At 49.1% G+C, this 18,088-nt stretch carries 17 protein-coding genes; 7 read left to right on the top strand and 10 right to left on the bottom strand.

The window, feature by feature from the left end; translation table 11 throughout:
• Nucleotides 1–68 precede the first annotated feature (68 nt).
• The gene (locus ACYVEA_RS28115) at nucleotides 69–1,616 is read right to left on the bottom strand and encodes a DUF4301 family protein (protein WP_461116746.1); all 1,548 of its coding nucleotides are present in this window, start codon (nucleotides 1,614–1,616) and stop codon (nucleotides 69–71) included.
• Nucleotides 1,617–1,816: 200 nt separating this feature from the next.
• Here ACYVEA_RS28115 and ACYVEA_RS28110 point away from each other — a divergent pair, with 200 nt between their 5' ends.
• The gene (locus ACYVEA_RS28110) at nucleotides 1,817–2,518 is read left to right on the top strand and encodes an HAD family hydrolase (protein ID WP_461116745.1); all 702 of its coding nucleotides are present in this window, start codon (nucleotides 1,817–1,819) and stop codon (nucleotides 2,516–2,518) included.
• On the opposite strand, the gene ACYVEA_RS28105 is transcribed toward ACYVEA_RS28110, so the two are convergent.
• From ACYVEA_RS28105 to ACYVEA_RS28075, 7 genes are all read right to left on the bottom strand, one after another.
• Nucleotides 2,502–3,320: an amidohydrolase gene (locus tag ACYVEA_RS28105; RefSeq protein WP_461116744.1), complete on the bottom strand. Its 819-nt coding sequence runs from the start codon at nucleotides 3,318–3,320 to the stop codon at nucleotides 2,502–2,504. The genes ACYVEA_RS28110 and ACYVEA_RS28105 overlap by 17 nt on opposite strands.
• A 69-nt stretch (nucleotides 3,321–3,389) precedes the next feature.
• Complete coding sequence (gene def, locus ACYVEA_RS28100) at nucleotides 3,390–3,962, bottom strand: peptide deformylase (RefSeq protein WP_461116743.1); 573 nt, start codon at nucleotides 3,960–3,962, stop codon at nucleotides 3,390–3,392.
• Nucleotides 3,963–4,048: 86 nt separating this feature from the next.
• The gene (gene ruvX / locus ACYVEA_RS28095; protein ID WP_461116813.1) at nucleotides 4,049–4,462 is read right to left on the bottom strand and encodes a Holliday junction resolvase RuvX; all 414 of its coding nucleotides are present in this window, start codon (nucleotides 4,460–4,462) and stop codon (nucleotides 4,049–4,051) included.
• A gap of 90 nt (nucleotides 4,463–4,552) precedes the next feature.
• The gene (locus tag ACYVEA_RS28090; protein WP_461116742.1) at nucleotides 4,553–5,149 is read right to left on the bottom strand and encodes a nucleotidyltransferase family protein; all 597 of its coding nucleotides are present in this window, start codon (nucleotides 5,147–5,149) and stop codon (nucleotides 4,553–4,555) included.
• Nucleotides 5,146–6,312 carry an XdhC family protein gene (locus ACYVEA_RS28085; RefSeq protein WP_461116741.1) on the bottom strand — a complete coding sequence of 389 codons (1,167 nt, stop codon included), beginning with the start codon at nucleotides 6,310–6,312 and terminating at the stop codon, nucleotides 5,146–5,148. The genes ACYVEA_RS28090 and ACYVEA_RS28085 overlap by 4 nt, the downstream gene beginning before the upstream one ends.
• 152 nt (nucleotides 6,313–6,464) lie before the next feature.
• Nucleotides 6,465–8,669 carry a xanthine dehydrogenase family protein molybdopterin-binding subunit gene (locus tag ACYVEA_RS28080; protein ID WP_461116740.1) on the bottom strand — a complete coding sequence of 735 codons (2,205 nt, stop codon included), beginning with the start codon at nucleotides 8,667–8,669 and terminating at the stop codon, nucleotides 6,465–6,467.
• On the bottom strand, nucleotides 8,666–9,172 hold the full coding sequence (locus ACYVEA_RS28075; RefSeq protein WP_461116739.1) for a (2Fe-2S)-binding protein: 507 nt from the start codon (nucleotides 9,170–9,172) through the stop codon (nucleotides 8,666–8,668). Before ACYVEA_RS28075 ends, ACYVEA_RS28080 begins: the two co-directional genes overlap by 4 nt.
• 178 nt (nucleotides 9,173–9,350) lie before the next feature.
• Between ACYVEA_RS28075 and ACYVEA_RS28070 the strand changes: the two genes are divergently transcribed.
• The 6 genes from ACYVEA_RS28070 (at nucleotide 9,351) to ACYVEA_RS28045 (ending at nucleotide 15,883) form a co-directional block, all read left to right on the top strand.
• On the top strand, nucleotides 9,351–9,758 hold the full coding sequence (locus ACYVEA_RS28070) for a ketosteroid isomerase-related protein (RefSeq protein WP_461116738.1): 408 nt from the start codon (nucleotides 9,351–9,353) through the stop codon (nucleotides 9,756–9,758).
• A gap of 16 nt (nucleotides 9,759–9,774) precedes the next feature.
• On the top strand, nucleotides 9,775–10,374 hold the full coding sequence (locus ACYVEA_RS28065; RefSeq protein ID WP_461116737.1) for a GNAT family N-acetyltransferase: 600 nt from the start codon (nucleotides 9,775–9,777) through the stop codon (nucleotides 10,372–10,374).
• A gap of 88 nt (nucleotides 10,375–10,462) precedes the next feature.
• Nucleotides 10,463–11,614, top strand: a complete 1,152-nt coding sequence (locus ACYVEA_RS28060; protein WP_461116736.1) for a Gfo/Idh/MocA family protein — start codon at nucleotides 10,463–10,465, stop codon at nucleotides 11,612–11,614.
• A gap of 138 nt (nucleotides 11,615–11,752) precedes the next feature.
• Nucleotides 11,753–13,741, top strand: coding sequence for a glucosamine-6-phosphate deaminase (nagB, locus tag ACYVEA_RS28055; protein WP_461116735.1), 1,989 nt, complete (start codon nucleotides 11,753–11,755; stop codon nucleotides 13,739–13,741).
• Between the two features lie 167 nt (nucleotides 13,742–13,908).
• Nucleotides 13,909–14,682: a hypothetical protein gene (locus tag ACYVEA_RS28050; protein WP_461116734.1), complete on the top strand. Its 774-nt coding sequence runs from the start codon at nucleotides 13,909–13,911 to the stop codon at nucleotides 14,680–14,682.
• Nucleotides 14,683–14,728: 46 nt separating this feature from the next.
• Entirely contained in the window at nucleotides 14,729–15,883 is a 1,155-nt protein-coding gene (locus tag ACYVEA_RS28045) for an acyltransferase family protein (RefSeq protein WP_461116733.1), read from the top strand.
• A gap of 11 nt (nucleotides 15,884–15,894) precedes the next feature.
• Here the strand turns inward: ACYVEA_RS28045 and ACYVEA_RS28040 are convergent, their stop codons facing one another.
• Both ACYVEA_RS28040 and ACYVEA_RS28035 read right to left on the bottom strand, forming a co-directional pair.
• Complete coding sequence (locus ACYVEA_RS28040; protein WP_461116732.1) at nucleotides 15,895–16,572, bottom strand: response regulator transcription factor; 678 nt, start codon at nucleotides 16,570–16,572, stop codon at nucleotides 15,895–15,897.
• Nucleotides 16,573–16,588: 16 nt separating this feature from the next.
• Nucleotides 16,589–18,061 carry an ATP-binding protein gene (locus ACYVEA_RS28035; protein ID WP_461116731.1) on the bottom strand — a complete coding sequence of 491 codons (1,473 nt, stop codon included), beginning with the start codon at nucleotides 18,059–18,061 and terminating at the stop codon, nucleotides 16,589–16,591.
• Between the last annotated feature and the right edge of the window lie 27 nt (nucleotides 18,062–18,088).

The following is an 18,088-nucleotide window of genomic DNA, read 5'->3' as shown; positions in this document are numbered from 1 at the left end:
GTTGTAGGGTTGTCTAGTTTTGCTGAATGTGCCAGCTAACTAGACAACCCTACAGCGTTATAACTTCTTTAAACCTGCGAAGGCTGATGCTCTTTCCGGAGCAGATCGTTCACGGTTTTGACCGGGTTGAACGTAATCAGCGGCACTTCTACGAAAATGGTATTCCAGTCGGCCATGGCGCCATTCCAGAGGCCGGGCAATTCCTGCGCCTTGAGCTCTTTCCCATCTTTCGACTTGCTGGTAATAAAGCCCGTCAACGGATCGCGGTAGGCGGGCAGATCGTATTTACGTCCGTGATGATCTTTCAATCCACAGACCAGATCGACTGGATTGAAGTGAGTCGCTTCGTCGAAAATGGATTTCTGTGCAGGATTCGTTAAGTCAATCTGGGCCGACTCAACCACCTGTAAGGACACCGATCCATCCTGATTTTTTGCCCAGAACGGCCCTCCACCGGGTTCACCTACGTTTTTAACCATTCCGCAGGCACGTACCGGGCGATCCAGCTTCCGGCGGAAATAAGCCAGCTTCTCTGCTTTTGACAGATTCTCGAAATTTTCGGGGGGCAACGTAAATAACGTTCGACGGAAGAGTTCGTCGGCTTCGGCAAGATAGCCGTCGCTCACGTCATCACTTTCTAAAAGACCTTGTATACGAGCAATTTGCTGCTGGGCATCAAGCAGAACGGCGGCTAATACTTTCTTGTACGTAACGGTTGGTTCCTTGATTTCATCAGGAACGACGTTGTCGATATTTTTAATGAAAACAATGTCTGCGTCGATATCATTGAGATTTTCGATCAGGGCACCATGGCCCGCCGGACGGAACAGTAGAGAGCCCGGTCCGCCGTCGCGGTCTTCATTCCGGAAAGGCGAGTTATCGAGATTAACCGAAATGGTGTCGGTCGATTTTTTCTGTTCCGAAAAGCTAATGTCGAATGTAACACCCAGCCAGGCTTCGTAATCGGCTTTTTGCTCATCAATCAGTTTTTCAAAGCGGTCGCGGTGTTCGGGCGAGACGGTGAAATGAATTTTGACCAGACCGTCAGAATTTGCGTAGGCCGCTCCTTCGACCAGATGCTCTTCTACGGGCGTGCGGGGGCCATCGGGGTAGTTGTGAAACTTGAGCAAGCCTTTGGGTAATGTACCGTACTCCAGACCATCGTCGGTTAAGAGGAACCGCAGGACTGTTTTACGCATCGATGGCTGCCAATCGTTTTCAGCGACGGCTTTATCCAAATCCTCGCCTTGGGCGGCCATCGCGGCCTTAAGGTCTTCATAAAAAGCAAAATCAGCGATTCGGGCGAACACTTCATCGACAGATTTATCGGACTTGCCATCCAGCGCAGCAAACAGCGACTTAAACATCCGCGTAGCAGCTCCCGAAGCGGGCACAAACTTAACTAACTCACGTTCATGGGCTGCGTTGTCGAAGCGATGTATGTACGCTGCCAATTGATCGTCAGCCACACGGACGATGCCGTCGCCAATGGTAGCGGCTTTAATAACATTCAAATACGGAAAGCCCTGAACGAAGTGTTCTATCTGTTGGTCAATCTGGTCGAGCGATATGCCCTGCGCCAAAATCTGATCCTGATCTTGTTCGGTAAATTGCATAGGGTAAACAGGAGTAAAAGCGTTAGGAACGAGTGGCAAATTGGGTATTTAAGCAATCTGACGCAAATCAAATTTTCATAAAGCTCAGCTAAGTGAGGCAATGGATTAATGGCTGATTCAGTACATTGTGAAGAACGGTCCCGTATAGAATTGAACCCTTTCCAGGCTTACCTTTGTCGCTCAGAATCTGTGACCCTGCCATGAAACTAATTGCCTTCGATGCCGACGATACGCTCTGGGTTAATGAGCCGAATTACGTAGATGTAAAGCAGAAATTATGCGAACTGCTATCACATCATGTTGATCAGGAGACGCTTACGGAGCGGTTCTACGATGCCCAGATCAGGAATCTGCATGTATTCGGGTACGGTGCCAAGAGCTTTATTCTCTCCATGATCGAAACAGCTATCGAATTGACGAATGGAGCGATAACGGGCGATGAAATTCAGCAGATCATTGATGTCGGCAGAAGGCTTATTGACTTCCCGATCGACGTACTGGATGGCATTCCGGAAGTGCTGGAAACACTTTCCAAACACTTTGATCTGATGATATTGACTAAAGGCGATCTTTTCGATCAGGAAAGTAAGATTGCCCGCTCAGGTTTGGGGCATTATTTTAAGTACGTCGAAATTGTCAGTGAAAAAAATGAGCAGGCATACCTGCGTATTCTTGAAAAGTATAATGTGCAACCCGCCGATTTTATCATGATTGGCAACTCGCTGAAATCGGATGTGTTGCCGGTCGTTCATATAGGCGGATGTGCTGTCCATATACCCTATGCCATTACGTGGGCACACGAGCGGGTCGCCGATGACCAATTGATTGGAAAAACGTTTACGACTTTAGAGAGCGCCAGAGAATTATTGACGCTGCTGGGAAAAGTCAGCAAAGTAGCGTAAAACTGTCGGCGTCCAGATTGGCCGGGAATTTCTCGCGGAAGGCACGTAACTCACTCAATGATAATGTTTGCTGATGAATTATTTCCGTGTCAGAATGCCGGAATAGTACATCCCCTTTAAAATCAATGACGGCGGAGTCGCCGGTATAAGGATGACGGTTACCATCCTGGCCAACACGATTGACACCTACCACATAGCTTAAATTCTCAATAGCGCGGGCTTGCAGCAATACGTTCCACGCATTTCGTCGGGCGGCAGGCCAGTTGGCAACGTAGAGCAATACATCATAATCGAAGGATGAAGGTTGCTTCGACTCGTTTTGCTCCGGGTTTAAACCCAGGGATGCATTATTCCGGCTCCAGACCGGAAAGCGGAGATCGTAACAGATAAGCGGACAAATACGCCAGCCTTTCCATTCTTTCACAATACGACGCGTTCCGGCGGTGTAAATGGCGTCTTCGCCCGCCATCCGAAAAAGGTGCCGTTTGTCATATGTGTCGAATTGCCCATCGGGTTGCATCCAGATAAGCCGGTTAAAAAAGTGGCCATTCTCTTTCACTACGTAGCTGCCCGTTACAACGGCTTCCGTTTGAGCCGCCATCTGCCTGATCCACCGAAACGTAGTGAGGTTCATGGGTTCAGCAACCGCCTGAGCGTCCATCGTAAAACCCGTTGTGAACATTTCGGGCAGCACAATCAGATCGGTTGGTTCAGGCAAATTGAACAACTTCTCCTCCAGCATAGCACGGTTGGCTACTGAATCGTGCCAAAATAGGTCGGGCTGGAGGAGGGTAATGCGCATGGAGCATGGGGCATGGGGTTTTGGGAAGGTATCTGCTTTTTTTACCCTTTGCCCAACCCCCTATGCCATTTATTTTGGGAATTTCATCTTATACTCGGCGTCGGTCTTGCCTTTCGAAATATCGGCCAGTTTTTTCTTGATAAGCGTCCGGCGAATTGACGGCAGATAATCGGTAAAGAGCTTCCCATCAAGGTGGTCGTACTCGTGCTGAATAATTCGGGCGGCCATGCCTTCGTATTCTTCTTCGTGCTCATTCCAGTCCGTATCGAAATACCGGATTACGATAATTTCGGGCCGGAACACTTCCCCCCGAATACCCGGAATACTCAGACACCCTTCTTCAAATCCCCAGTCGTCACCGGCTTCTTCAATGATTTCAGGGTTGATAAATACTTTTTTGAAACCAATCAGGGTCTGGTCGATGTCTTCTTCCGCTTCGTCTTCGTTCAGCGGTTCCCCATCGACCACAAACATCCGAATGCTCTGTCCAATCTGTGGTGCCGCCAGCCCGACACCCGAGGCCGCGTACATCGTCTCGAACATGTTTTCGCTCAACTTCTTTACGTCGAGACTACCGTTTTCAATGTCTTTGGCCCGTTTTCGCAGAACCGGGTCGCCATAAGCAATAATTGGGAGAATCATAATTTTAGTGAAGAGTGAAGAATGAAGAATGAAAAGCAGTTATTCTTAACCGCACGGGCGGCCCCGTTTTCACTCTTCATTCTTCACTACTTTTTGCTTTCCATATATGACTGAAGAATAATAGCCGCGCTGACTTTGTCAATGTTGCCTTTCTCCCGTCGATCTTTTTTTGTGCTTCCGTTGGCAATCATGGCTTGAAGAGCCATTACCGATGTAAAGCGTTCGTCATGCCAATAAACAGGAATATCAGGTAATGCATTCTGCAAATGCGTTACAAATTTCTGTACACGCGCTGTATTATCCGTATCAGCTCCATCTAATCCTTTCGGTAATCCGACAATGAACGCTTCGACCGGCTCCCGTGCTACGTAGGCTTTCAGAAACTTCAGGACCTCGTGCGAAGGCACCATCTCCAGGGCCGTTGCAATGAGTTGCAAGGGGTCTGTTACGGCAATACCGGTGCGCTTTGCGCCATAGTCAATTGATAAGAGTCGGGCCATTTCAACCGCAAAGGTACGAAGGGTAACGGGCATGGGGCATGGGGCGGAGGGCAAAAGCGCAAAAAATAGTTTAGATACCTTTCTAGCCTGTTAATCCTCTGCCTCACGCCAGCGCTTTACATCCTCCCACGTATCGAGGTCAACAGCTGCCAGCGGGAAAGAGACTTCGGCGCAATCGTTTCGATATTGTTGAATAAGCTTGCGGGCGCCTACATCGCCCGTTAGATGCAGGAATTCACTTTTATAACGAATATCGAACAGGGCAGGGACGCCCAGATGTCCGGATTCACCGTAGCGACAGGCAACAATGCCCCGGCCGGTTTTTTGTTGGGTAGTGATAATCTGTTGAAGTAAATCAGCAGTAACGTAAGGTTGATCGGTCAATACGATCAGAAAAGCATCAATAGGTTGGTCGGACAACATACGTAAGCCCACCCTTAGTGATGACGCTAATCCCTCCCGCCAATCTGGGTTAACAACTGTAAGTAGCTGAAAATCATTGATCTCCTGACGAACAAGATCTTCATTTGCGCCCAGTACAGCTATCACGGGGCCAGCCTGAATGGAAAGCGAAGCCTCAACGATACGTCGAATGAGGGGTTGACCGTCCTGAATAAGTAATTGCTTGGGTTGTCCGCCCAACCGAGTTGACCCACCAGCTGCTAAAATAATGGTGGCAATACTCATGCCTCCAGATCACCACTTACTACGTCCATTTGCCGGGTATGGTTAGGCACATTACCCGAAAGCCGTTCATGAATAGGGCCAGGTTTATCTTTCAGGAAGCCACCTGATCCTTTCGTGAAGAACGCTTTTATTTCCGCCATAATCGACAACGCGATTTCATCAGGCGTTTCGGCTCCCAAGTCCAGGCCAATTGGCGCATGAACACGATTCAGGGCCGCTTCGCTAAAATAAAGCCCGTCCTTCTCAAATTCGGCCTGCATTTTGTCGAACCGTTTGCGTGGCCCAAGCATACCGATGTAAGGAGTTTCGGTGGCCAATAAGGCTTTCAGTACGGCTTTGTCGTAATTAAAATTGTGTGACATAAGCACGGCTGCTGTCCGGTTTGTGATCGTTAGTTTGTCAATAACAGCTTCACGATCAGCATATAATACGCACGTGGCGACCGGGAATCGCTTAGGTGATAGATGGGCAATACAGTCGTCGGTGACGGTTACCTGCCAGCCAAGGTCGCGGGCTAGTTTTGCTACGGAAATAACGTCGTAACCCGCGCCAAAAATAACCAGTTCAATGCCGGGGTCTATCCGCTCGATGAAGACCTCAACATCCCCCGATTCAACAGAATATGTTTGTGTCAACGGCTTTCCCGTGCCAAACACGCTACGCATGTCGTTCTGTAGCCAGCCGGGAATTGATGCAGTGGTTGGTTCAGTCAGGATAAATCGGTTTCCGGGCGTTAATCCCGTGGTTTCGTCACTTTTTAGCACCGTAGCCAATGCCCGAACATCGCGCTTCTGAACAAACTCCTGTAGCAAGGCAACCGGATTTGTAGGACTCGTAGGGTCAATAGGTTCGATCAATACGTCAATGATGCCATTACAGCCCAATCCCACCCCGAAGCTGTTGGCGCCGTCGTCCATCGTATCATACGTTACCACCAGCGGTGAACCATCGCGCATGACCTGGCGCGCTTTACGGAGTGCATCACCTTCCAGACAGCCGCCACTGATGGCACCTTCCCAGCGACCATCGTCGGTAATGAGCATCCGCGCGCCTGGCCGACGATAGGATGATCCTTCAACCCAAACGACGGTTGCCAGGGCGGCCTTACGCTCAGTAAAGTCAATTTGCTCAAAAACCTCAACGATGCGGGTTACTTCTTTCATGGATAGATCCGTTATACTACCGTCAGCTTATAACTACAGCGGTAGGCATCTGTTTGGGACGGTAATGTTTTATCATTTCCAGGAACAGGAAATCCTGGACTTTCTGATAAGTCAAGTCCGTGATTTCTTGTTCCTGGAAATGATAAAAAATATTAAACTTTCTCTACATCAAAGGGTAACCGTCGAATGCGCTTACCCGTAGCCGCAAAAACGGCGTTGGTTAACGCGGGTGCCAGTGGTGGAAGCCCTGGTTCGCCAACGCCTTTAATCGTGGGTCCACCTTCAGCCAGAATATGCACCTCGACGGCTGGCATCTCATTGATACGTAGCATCCGATTGGCATCGAAATTGGCTTGCTTCGCTTGTCCTTTTTCAAACGTAATGCCATCTTTCGTAGCCGCCGTAATCGCCATCGCAATAGCTCCTTCGACCTGGGCCTTAACGGTATCGGGATTAACGACGGTTCCTAAATCAATGACGCAGTACACTTTATCAATCGTGATGCCGCCCGTTTTGGTTTTAGATACTTCCACGACCTGACCCGCCAGCCCCGCGAAAAATTCCCACTGAGCCACTCCCCGTCCTTTTCCTTCCGGTAATGGTTTATCCCAGCCGGACACCTCTTTCAATTTCGTCAACACGCGCTTGGCATCGGTGTCTTTTGTGAGCATATCCAAGCGAAAAGCCATTGGATCTTTACCCGCTTTATGCGCCATTTCGTCGATGAACGATTCGTGCGAGAAGGCCAGCGTCGAACTTGTTACGGAGCGCCAGTACGTTAGCGGAATGTGAATATCAGCGTGAACGTAGCGCGTGTTCAGGTTAGGAATTTCGTATTTCTGCCCGTCGGTGGCTTCGAGCATGGTGCCGTCGGGCTTGGTTTTGTCGTATTTCTCGTTCATTGTCGCGTCGATAGACGGCGAAATGACCTTGTGCTGAAGGGCGACAGCTTTCCCATCTGCTGATACTGCCCCACGCATGGCCGAGAACGTCATGGGACGAAACGGGCCAAGTAGCGTATCGTCTTCGCGTGTCCAAACTACTTTGACAGGTTTTCCAATGATTTTGGACAACATCGCAGCTTCGGTAGCGAAGTCCTGCGTTAATCGCCGACCAAAACCGCCCCCGTTGAACAGAATGTGTGCGGTAATATTATCGGCGGGTACGTTGAGCACTTTAGCCACTTCATCCCTAACTAAATCGCCCCCTTGCGAAGATACCCAAATCTCAATTTTACCATCTGGCTTATAGTGAGCCAGCGCATTCATCGGCTCCATCGTCGAATGGCTCACGATGGGCGTTTCATAGAAGGCCTCGAGCTGGTTGGGTGACTCGGCAAATGTCTTATCAAAATCACCCGCATTGTGTCCGGTTACCCCATCCGTCTTCGCTAAATCGCGCAGAGTTTTCTCATACTCCGCGGAGTTGAAGGTATCGTGTCCCTGATGATCCCATTTAACGTTGAGTGCTTTACGACCCTGCAAAGCTGCCCAGTAATTATCAGCGATTACGGCTACACCTTCGTAACGATTTTTGCCGACAACGCGCTCTATTTTCACCGCCTGGCGAACCCCTTTTACTTTCAGCGTCTGAGCCGCATCGAAACTGACGAGCTTACTGCCAAACACTGGACAACGTTCTACTGAAGCATACACCATCCCGGCAACGCTGGCATCGATGCCGAACGTTGCCTTGCCCGACACTTTTAGCGGTACGTCCATGCGCGGCATCGACTTGCCCAGCATCGTGAATTGCTTCGAATCTTTTAGCTTGGGCTCTTTCGGAACGGGGAGTTTGGCGGCTACTTCGGCCAACTGGCCATACGTCAGTTTTTTGCCAGTCGGTTTATGAACGACAGTCGCATTTTCGGCGAAACATTCGGCTGTCGGTACGTTCCACTGATCGCTGGCGGCTCTGATCAGCATTTCTCGGGCTGATGCGCCGATTTTGCGCATTTGGGTATAGCCACCCCGAATGGAACCGCTGCCGCCCACGGCTTGTGACCACAACCCACCGTACTTACTTTCGCCACCGGTTTGACGGATAATGACTTTATCTAACGAAACTTCCAGTTCTTCGGCAATCAAGGCTGGAACGGATTGATACGTTCCCTGCCCGATCTCTGGCCGGGGATTCATGATCGTAATCTGCCCTGTTTTTTCGATACTAATAAAGGGCGTAAGTTCTGCCGTTTCAGGCAGCGCGAATCCGGGCTGGGTGCTAAGGTTCAGGATAGGGCTGTCGAAGCCTTTCGTTGAGGTTAACCCTAGCGCAAATGTTGCCCCTGTAATACCCGCTATTTTCAGGAAATCCCGCCGGGATGTGCCCATGTCGCTTTTCATAGGTTTCTGGCTCATCGTTTCCCGATTTTAGGCGTTGACTTAGGCATTTTGGGAGAGGTAGCCATTTCCGCCGAAGCGGTGTGGATAGCCTGCCGAATGCGATTATACGTACCACAGCGGCAGATGTTACCTTGCATAGCCGTGTCAATGTCGGCATCGGAGGGCTTCGGCGTTTGCTTCAATAAGGCCACCGCCGACATTATTTGACCGGACTGACAATAGCCACATTGGGGAACTTGATGCTCAAGCCAGGCTTTCTGTACGGGATGGTCCGCATTCCTGGAAATACCTTCGATGGTTGTTATTTTCTGCCCCACAACGGCCGATACCGGAATGCTGCACGAGCGGGTAGGAGTGCCGTCTAAATGCACGGTGCAGGCACCACACTGGGCAATGCCGCAGCCGAACTTGGTACCTGTCAGGCCGACAACGTCTCGGATCGCCCATAACAGCGGCATTTCGGGATCGACATCCAGCGTATGCGCCTGATTGTTAATTGTTAATTTTACCGAAGCCATAGTGAACGGTTTTAGTACCGAAAGTTAACAAGATAAAATGGAAAAAATTAGTGTATGTACCCAGCCCTTACTTGATAGATCCGGGTAAATCCTATGACGGACAATTTGACATTTTGATACGCTATAGCCATCCTGACTTCAAGAGGACAGCTTATCTTTGCTTTTTAACTATCTTTTCATGACCTCGCTCGATACGGTTGCCGCCTACTACAACGCTTTTAACAATAAGGACTGGGATACTATGCTCGGCCTCGTCCATGCTGACATTCAACACGATAGCAATCAGGGCGAAACCCGCCTTGGCAAAGACCAGTTCCGTCAATTTGTGAGCCATATGGATGAATGCTACGACGAAACGCTGACCGACATGGTGATCATGACGGAACCGACCGGTCGTCGCGTGGCCTGCGAGTTCATCGTCAACGGTGTCTACAAAAGTACCGATGGTGATTTGCCGCCTGCTACGGGCCAAACCTACGTACTGCCTGCCGGTGCGTTTCTGGAGGTAGCGGATGGGCAGATTACCCGAATCACTACGTATTACAATCTCCCACTTTGGGAATCACTGGTGCTGGATAATAAATAACATTTTGTCAGATTTATTGTCTTCGTCCCTCACGTTCATCCGACTCTCGGGCCAGGCATTCGGGACTGTTTTCGACGATCTGGCCGCGCTACGTATCGCAGTGTTTCGCGACTTTCCCTACCTCTATGAAGGGTCAGTTGCTTACGAAAAAAAATACCTGGAAACCTATGCCCGTTCTGACCGATCGTTTCTGTTTGCCGCCTACGACGGCGATCGAATGATTGGCGCCACAACGGCATTACCTCTGCTGGATGAAACCGACGAGGTCCGGGAGCCCTTTCAGCAATTGGGTTACAATCTGGATGCTATCTTTTATTTTGGTGAGAGCATCCTTTTGCCCGCCTATAGGGGACAGGGTTTAGGGCATCGATTTTTCGATGAGCGGGAAGCGCATACCCGTCAGTTTGACCAATATACAACCGCCTGTTTCTGCGCCGTCCAGCGACCTGATGACCATCCGCTACGTCCTGACAATTATCAACCTCTTGATGAATTCTGGGCTAAACGAGGGTATCAGCGGGACGCTAATCTGCAAACTACTTTTACCTGGCTCGACCGCAATGAGGCTGTTGAAACACCAAAACCGATGACTTACTGGACAAAAAAGTTACGCTGACCGGCAGTGTAATAAAGCGCGAGCGCTAACCTGGCCTAACATAAACGGGTTGCATACTGTTGTTTCTGTGGAAATAACCTTAAGTAGTATGGAATCAAACAGGTCAGAGAATCAGGAAATTGGTATTGGCGTTATTGGAATGGGTGGCTTTGGCCTGTTCGCCGTGCAGCAATTCTTACAAACACCGAATACGAAACTTATTGCTATTGCGGGCTCGAAACGCGAGGAAGCCATCACCACCGCCAAACGATTCGGCGCTGAGCAATTGAGTAGTATTGAGGAATTGGTGAATCATCCCAACGTTGACCTGGTTTACATCGCTACGCCCCCGTTCATGCATTATGAGCAAGCCATGCTGGGCCTGAACGCGGGCAAACATGTTATCTGTGAAAAGCCGCTGGCCATGAATCCCGAGCAGGGGGCCGAAATGCTGGCGCTGGCAAAAGAGAAGGGTTTGCTTATGGTCACGAACCTGATGCAGCGGTACAACCCTATGTTTGCGCGCATAAAGCATTTGATTGACAAGAAGTTACTCGGCGATTTTTTGCACGGTTATTTCGAGAATTACGCTGGCGACGAAGGCCTTTCGCCGGAACACTGGTTCTGGGACCGTAGCAAAAGCGGAGGAATTTTTATTGAGCACGGGGTTCACTTCTTCGACATGTTTGCCGGTTGGCTTGGCGAAGGTACTGTGAAAGCTGCGCAGGTCATAAAGCGCCCGAATAGCGCTGACATTGAAGATCAAGTGCAGGCTATTGTCGAATACGGCGACGACGAAACGGGCCGCAAACTGGTCAATTTCTATCACGGTTTTACGCAAACGGGCCGTATGGACCGTCAGGAAATGCGCTTACTTTTTGAGCAGGGCGACATTACCCTTTTTGAGTGGGTGCCAACGCGCATGATTATGCGTTGTGTGGTCGACGAAGAAACGACGCGCGCCTTGATGAATCTTTTTCCCGGAGCGCAGCTGAACGTAACAGCCAATGTCAGTGGGAAGGATCGGCCGCTACGGGGTCGACACAAGGAATTTGATGCCTATCAGCAAATTGAACTGCGCTTTGGATTCGGCGACGAAAAGCAGCATCTCTACAGTGAATTGCTCCGGCTTATGTTCCGCGATCAGGTAAATGCGATTCATTACCCTGATGTACATCGGATTATTAGCGAATCAAATGGATTGAATTCCCTCGAAACAGCAATGGTAGCCGATCAGATGGCCCGGCAATCACTAAAATGAATTCTCTGTAGTCTGGATAGTTAATAAAAAAAATTAAAAATGTGGTTCTGTTGCCGTAAACGTCCACTTTAAACCGTGGGAACTCCCTGATTTTTTGCGACATTTGCCGAGTCTTACCAACTCTTCTCTGCATAGCGCATGATTACGGAGTCCACTTTATTTGATACCCCAAATGGACAGTTGTCTGGCGATTCTGCCGCCGGAACTTTGTCCAGCGGTGGCCCCATTCAGTCGGCCATTACGTACGAAAAAATCCCTACTCACATCTATGCCGACGCTAAAGACGCATCGAGGGCGGTAGCACAGGAAATTGCTAGTTTGATTCGCCAGAAACAGCATGAAGGCAAACCCTGCGTGTTGGGTCTGGCAACGGGCTCATCACCTAAAACGGTTTATGCTGAGTTGATTCGCATGCATCGCGAAGAAGGATTGAGCTTCCAGAATGTCGTTTCGTTCAATCTGGACGAATACTACCCGATGGAACCGGATTCGTTGCAGAGTTACTGGCGGTTCATGAAGGAACAACTGTTCGATCACGTTGACATTCCGCAAGGGAATTATCATGTCCCCGATGGAACGCTCCGAACGGACAAAGTCGGCGAGTTTGCTAAACAGTATGAAGCCGCTATCGAAGCGGCTGGCGGGCTGGATTTCCAACTGCTGGGCATCGGTGGTAACGGTCATATTGGATTCAATGAACCGGGCTCGCTCATTAACTCGCACACCCGTTTAATGATGCTCGATAATTCGACGCGGGCAGCGGCTTCGGTGGATTTCGGAGGGTTACCTAAAACACCCCGTAAGGCAATCACGATGGGTGTGGCAAGCATTTTAGGCGCCCGGCGTGTAGTCTTACTAGCGTGGGGTGAGCGTAAGGCACCTGTGATTCGGGGAGCTGTTGAGGGATTGGTTACTGAACTAAATCCGGCCTCGTACCTGCAAACGCATCCGAATGCCTTGTTTGTCATCGACCAGGCTGCCGCTTCAGAATTGACCCGCATGAAAACACCCTGGCTGGTGGATTCGGTTGAGTGGGACAATAAGATGAAGAAAAAGGCGGTCACCTATCTGTCGCTGACGCTAAACAAGCCCATTCTTAAGCTGACGGACCGCGACTACAATGACAATGGAATGAGCGATCTGCTGGCGCAGTATGGCCAGGCTTACGACATAAACATAGACGTTTTCAATCAACTTCAACATACGATTACGGGCTGGCCGGGCGGTAAACCCGACGCCGATGATACGAACCGGCCTGAACGGGCAGAACCGGCTCACAAACGTTGCCTGATTTTTAGCCCGCACCCCGATGATGATATTATCTCGATGGGGGGTACGTTCCAACGGCTGCGCGATCAGGGCCACGAGGTTCATGTTGGGTATCAGACGTCGGGTAACATTGCGGTGGCCGATGATGAAGCCCTGCGCTTTGCGGACTACGTAGTGGATTTCAATACTAAATTTGGCATTGATAGCCCCGAAGCAACCCGCATTTTCCGGGACGCAGCTGACTCGTTGCGGGAAAAAAAAGACAGCGAAATGGACACTACCGAAGTTCGCTATGTGAAGGGGCTAATTCGAATGGGTGAGGCTAAATCCACCTGTCGGTTTGTGGGTATCCCGGTGGCGAATGCGCATTTCCTGAACATGCCGTTCTATGAGACCGGAACCGTAGCGAAGAAACCGCTGAGCGAAGAGGATATTCAAATTACAATGGCGCTGATTGAAGAAATCAAGCCACATCAGATCTATGCCGCTGGTGATCTTGCTGATCCGCATGGTACGCATAAGGTTTGTCTGGACGCGGTGTTGGAATCGGTACGTCGCCTGAAAGACAAGGATTTTATGAAAGATTGCTGGATCTGGTTGTATCGGGGTGCCTGGGCTGAGTGGGACGTGAGCGAAATTGAAATGGCCGTACCGATGTCACCCGACCAGGTGATGAAAAAGCGATTGGGTATTTTCAAGCACCAGTCTCAAAAGGACGGCGTCGTGTATCAGGGTACCGATTCGCGGGAGTTCTGGCAACGGGCTGAAGAACGCAATCGCGGAACAGCTGAAATTTACAACCGGCTCGGCCTTGCCGAATATGAAGCCATGGAAGCCTTCGTTCGCTGGAAGCTTTAATGATATCTTAAACGTTCCTTAGCCTTACTATCAGCCACTCTCAACATGAGAGTGGCTTTTTTTATATCGTTAAAATTTGATGTTACTAGTATTTATAATACAAAAATTGAATATAATTGCATGAATATATAATAGTTGTATTATTATTTCTGCGCTCAACCAACATTATGACAAGACAAACGAAGCAAAAAACACTAAGGCTTTTTGCCTTACACGAGTTTATTCAGGATCATTTTACGAAATCCGATTGGATCAAAGTTGGTTATCTGACTGATAGTATCGAGTTGATTGAAGATCATCCGCGACTGCTACGTAGTCTGGACTTTAAAGATGATGATTATGAGGGGAATAGCTTACAGGTCTTGTCAAAATTGATTAGCGAAAGCCATAGTAATTTATACGAAATAGAGCGATTTGTCGAAGCGAAAAAGGCCACATTTATCCGACCGATTCGGGAAATTTCAGATTTTGTGTCAACGGTGCAGGCCATCCGGCCAGAGCGTGTTATTACGTTCGCGCCCGACGTATTTCGTATTCCAGACAAGGCCGTTGAGTCGAACGTACTGTCGGTTATGATGCCATTCGAAAGTAAATTTTCCGGTACGTATTCGGCGATTAAAAACGTGTGTGCAAAGCTAGGTATCGACTGTAAACGGGCTGACGATATCTGGGATAATAGTATACTGATTCAGGATATATTCGACCTGATTTTTACATCAAAAGCGGTCATTACTGACTTTACAGACCGGAATCCAAACGTATTTTACGAAACGGGTGTCGCTCATACGCTTGGGAAATTAGTAATTCCCATTACCCAGTCAACCAACGACATTCCATTTGACCTACGTCACCATCGGGCGTTAACCTATTTGCCAAATGCAGAAGGCTTGTTGAAGCTTGAAAACGATTTGGAGAAAAAGCTGGCGAAGGTGTTTGGTTGACTAACTCGCCTTACCTGCGTACATTAGAGAAACCTTTCCGGCCCCTATGCAATCTTCCGTTTCGACACCTTCTGTTAGTAGGCTACGTCCTGAAAGTAATTCTAGTCGCCTGCTCTCACTCGATTTTTTTCGAGGCATAACTGTGGCGGCAATGGTGCTGGTCAACAATCCCGGCGACTGGGGGCATATTTATGCACCGCTCGAACACGCACCCTGGAACGGATGGACGCCTACGGATCTGATTTTTCCGTTTTTTCTGTTCATTGTTGGAGTGTCGATTACGTTTGCGTTAGGGACAAAGGGCGGTGGACAGAGAGTAATTGGAAAGATTGTGAGACGTAGCGCAACGCTGTTTTTGCTGGGATTCTTTCTGAACTTCTTCCCGAAGTTCGATATTATAACGGTACGCATTCCCGGCGTGTTGCAGCGAATCGCGCTGGTTTATCTGGCCTGTTCACTCATTTTTCTAAAAACCACTTCACGTCAGCAGTTGTATATTCTTTGTGGCATACTAGTTGGTTATTGGCTGCTGATGACCCTGGTGCCCGTGCCAGGTGTAGGGTATGCCAATCTCGAACCGACGACAAATCTGGCCGCCTGGCTGGATCAGACGATCATCACCCCAGCACACGTATACAAAGTAGCTAAAGTCTGGGACCCCGAAGGCTTGTTAAGTACCTTACCCGCCATTGGTACAGGAATTATCAGGATGCTGACCGGAACTTGGCTACGTAGTGCTCGACCGGTAGCAGAAAAGATAGCCTGGCTTTTCGCAGTCGGTTGCCTGATAACGCTTGGTGGAGTAATCTGGGATGGGTTCTTTCCCATTAACAAAGCCCTCTGGACCAGCTCATACGTATTGCTGGCGGGCGGATTAGCCATGCTCGGGCTTGCGCTGTGTTACTGGCTCATTGATGTGCAGCACTACAGGCGGGGTGTTTTGCCATTCGTGGCATTTGGCGTTAATGCCATCACCGTGTTCTTTTTGTCGGGAATGATTCCGCGAATTATGAACCTGATTTACATTTCCCAGCCGGATGGTACTGAAATCGGGTCGAAAGAATACCTGTATCGAACATTCATCGCGCCACCTTTTACTGACCCCAAAAATGCGTCTTTGGCCGGTGCATTGACTTTCGTGCTGATCTGGTTCGTCATTCTCTGGTGGATGTACCGGAAGAATGTGATTATCAAAGTCTGACCAGCATCTCGTTAGTTTTTACTTTTCTCCTGCAAGGCTATCCGAATCAGGTCAATTGTGTTTTTGACACCTACTTTGCGCATAATGCTGGCCCGTTGGTTCGCTACAGTATTGGGGCTGATGCCGAGTCGGTCGGCTATAGTCTGGCTGCTCATGCCGTCAATCAGGCAGGTCAGAATTTGTGCTTCACGAGACGTTATTTTATTCCAGATGGACGACGATGGTTTAGGCTTGTAGGCTATCTCCTCCGTTTGCCGGACATTATTAGGAATAACTAGATGACGGATAATTACCGAGGAAGCATTCGGTGGATAGTACAAATCTCCTTTTACTACGCTGCGAACAGCCCGCAGGATTTCTTCCAAACCCGTGTCTTTCAGCAGGTAACCGGCCGCTCCATTCTGCACGGCTTTGAGAATATAGTCCGGATTGTTGTGCATGCTGAACATCAGCGTACGCACCTTAGGATATTGCTGAGAGATTACTTTAAGCGCATCAATCCCCGACATACGGGGCATCGTTATATCCAGCAATAAGACATCGGGTTGTATGTCCGCCAGCATGTCAATAGCTTCGTCGCCATCGGCTGCTTCGCCAATAATTTGAATGTCGGTTTCGTCTTCCAATAACATCCGAACCCCTTTTCTAACCACAGAATGATCGTCGGCAATAAGAATTCGTATGGACATAGCTATGGTGGAAATCCTATGATAAATTAACAGCAACAGTAACAGTTGTTCCCTTTTTGGGCTTCGATACAATAGTTAATTCGCCGTTGAGCAGCCGGGACCGCGTTCGCATGTTTTCGAGCCCATTCACCATTGGCAACGGCTTTTCTGACTTAGGTTGAGCTTTAATCGAGAACCCTTTTCCATTGTCGGAAACTAATAATACGAGATTGTTGGGGTTCTGTTGCAAGTTAATCCGTATTGTTTTAGCCTCAGCGTATTTAATGGCATTGTGCAGTGCTTCCTGGGCAATGCGATACAGGCCAATTTCCATAGCCGGACTTAGTCGTTCGCCGTCCCGGTTTCCCTCAAAAACAACGTCAATACCGGCTGATCGGGTTGTTTGCTCGGCCAGCAACTGCAAAGTCGGGCCTAAACCAAAGTCACTCAGGGTAGAAGGCATCAGGTTGTAAGAAACCTGCCGTGTCGTTTGAATCGTATCTGCGATCATGTCGCAGAGTTCGGCGAACCGCAACCGATGCTTTTCATCTGGAAACGAAACTGATTTTAGTTTTTCGGCATGAAGTTTCAATCCCGTAAGCATCTGACCGATACCATCGTGAAGTTCGCGGGCAAACCGGCGTCGTTCTTCTTCCTGCCCTTCCAGCAACGCGGCCGAACGGACCGTATCTTCGGTCAGTTGCAGTTGATATTTCTCTTCGGTAGTACGTAGTAATTCCTGCTGTGTATCAACAAGTTTACGGTTCGAGGCCGCCAGGTTTCGATTGGTTGCGGCTAATTCCCGATTGGCAACGTCCAAATCTCGATTTACCAACTGTAGTGTCTTTTCTGATCGATCGAGTCGATGAATGACGAGCTTCGTATGATTTACCACCGGTCGAAAAATAAACAGTCCTTCAATTACTAAGATCAGCAACGTAGCAATCGTCAAGATCCATTCGATACGTTCTAATTGGGTTACCCGGTCAAAGCTTTCGGTATCGAACTGAAAGACGATGTCGTTCATCTGCTGAAGAAAAGCAGGCTCTTCCTCAAGAATGATTTGTAGCGCCTTTTTCTGATCGTCGAGCGTTGTTTGCGGGGTATTGATCCGAAGGAAGCTATTATAAATCGACTGGAAGGCTGGCTCGATGCGCGTAAACATACTATCCAACGTAGCACTTTTACGAACCATATACGCTTGTTCCATGGCCAGAAGCCCATTTCGCAACTGCATATGCGTTTGACTCCAGCTATGCAACAGCGAATCGAACGAAACCGTATCGGCCGACGATAAGCCCGTTGTTCTCAACACCGCCAGTTTAGTAAGGCGTTGGCTCAGCATCCGTTGCCGACCGGCTACGTTCACAACCCGACTGTCGGCATAGTGCGTGCTGATCGTACGTCTGATAAACAGTAGCCCACTCACGGACAACACGGCAATGACGGTGAGGGCCATGACGTAAAATCGTGTTAACCGGCGTGCTACCTGTTGATCGAGTTGCTTCACACTAAAAATAGTTAGAGAACAAGTAAG

The organism is Spirosoma jeollabukense (assembly GCF_054777855.1).
The sequence above is the reverse complement of the archived record's forward strand: the minus strand, read 5'-3'. Positions and strand labels throughout refer to the sequence as shown.

Coding starts and splice junctions, on each gene's coding strand:
- ACYVEA_RS28115 (WP_461116746.1), bottom strand. CDS start 1,616: ATGCAATTTACCGAACAAGATCAGGATCAGATTTTGGCGCAGGGCATA.
- ACYVEA_RS28110 (WP_461116745.1), top strand. CDS start 1,817: ATGAAACTAATTGCCTTCGATGCCGACGATACGCTCTGGGTTAATGAG.
- ACYVEA_RS28105 (WP_461116744.1), bottom strand. CDS start 3,320: ATGCGCATTACCCTCCTCCAGCCCGACCTATTTTGGCACGATTCAGTA.
- def (WP_461116743.1), bottom strand. CDS start 3,962: ATGATTCTCCCAATTATTGCTTATGGCGACCCGGTTCTGCGAAAACGG.
- ruvX (WP_461116813.1), bottom strand. CDS start 4,462: ATGGCCCGACTCTTATCAATTGACTATGGCGCAAAGCGCACCGGTATT.
- ACYVEA_RS28090 (WP_461116742.1), bottom strand. CDS start 5,149: ATGAGTATTGCCACCATTATTTTAGCAGCTGGTGGGTCAACTCGGTTG.
- ACYVEA_RS28085 (WP_461116741.1), bottom strand. CDS start 6,312: ATGAAAGAAGTAACCCGCATCGTTGAGGTTTTTGAGCAAATTGACTTT.
- ACYVEA_RS28080 (WP_461116740.1), bottom strand. CDS start 8,669: ATGAGCCAGAAACCTATGAAAAGCGACATGGGCACATCCCGGCGGGAT.
- ACYVEA_RS28075 (WP_461116739.1), bottom strand. CDS start 9,172: ATGGCTTCGGTAAAATTAACAATTAACAATCAGGCGCATACGCTGGAT.
- ACYVEA_RS28070 (WP_461116738.1), top strand. CDS start 9,351: ATGACCTCGCTCGATACGGTTGCCGCCTACTACAACGCTTTTAACAAT.
- ACYVEA_RS28060 (WP_461116736.1), top strand. CDS start 10,463: ATGGAATCAAACAGGTCAGAGAATCAGGAAATTGGTATTGGCGTTATT.
- nagB (WP_461116735.1), top strand. CDS start 11,753: ATGATTACGGAGTCCACTTTATTTGATACCCCAAATGGACAGTTGTCT.
- ACYVEA_RS28050 (WP_461116734.1), top strand. CDS start 13,909: ATGACAAGACAAACGAAGCAAAAAACACTAAGGCTTTTTGCCTTACAC.
- ACYVEA_RS28045 (WP_461116733.1), top strand. CDS start 14,729: ATGCAATCTTCCGTTTCGACACCTTCTGTTAGTAGGCTACGTCCTGAA.
- ACYVEA_RS28040 (WP_461116732.1), bottom strand. CDS start 16,572: ATGTCCATACGAATTCTTATTGCCGACGATCATTCTGTGGTTAGAAAA.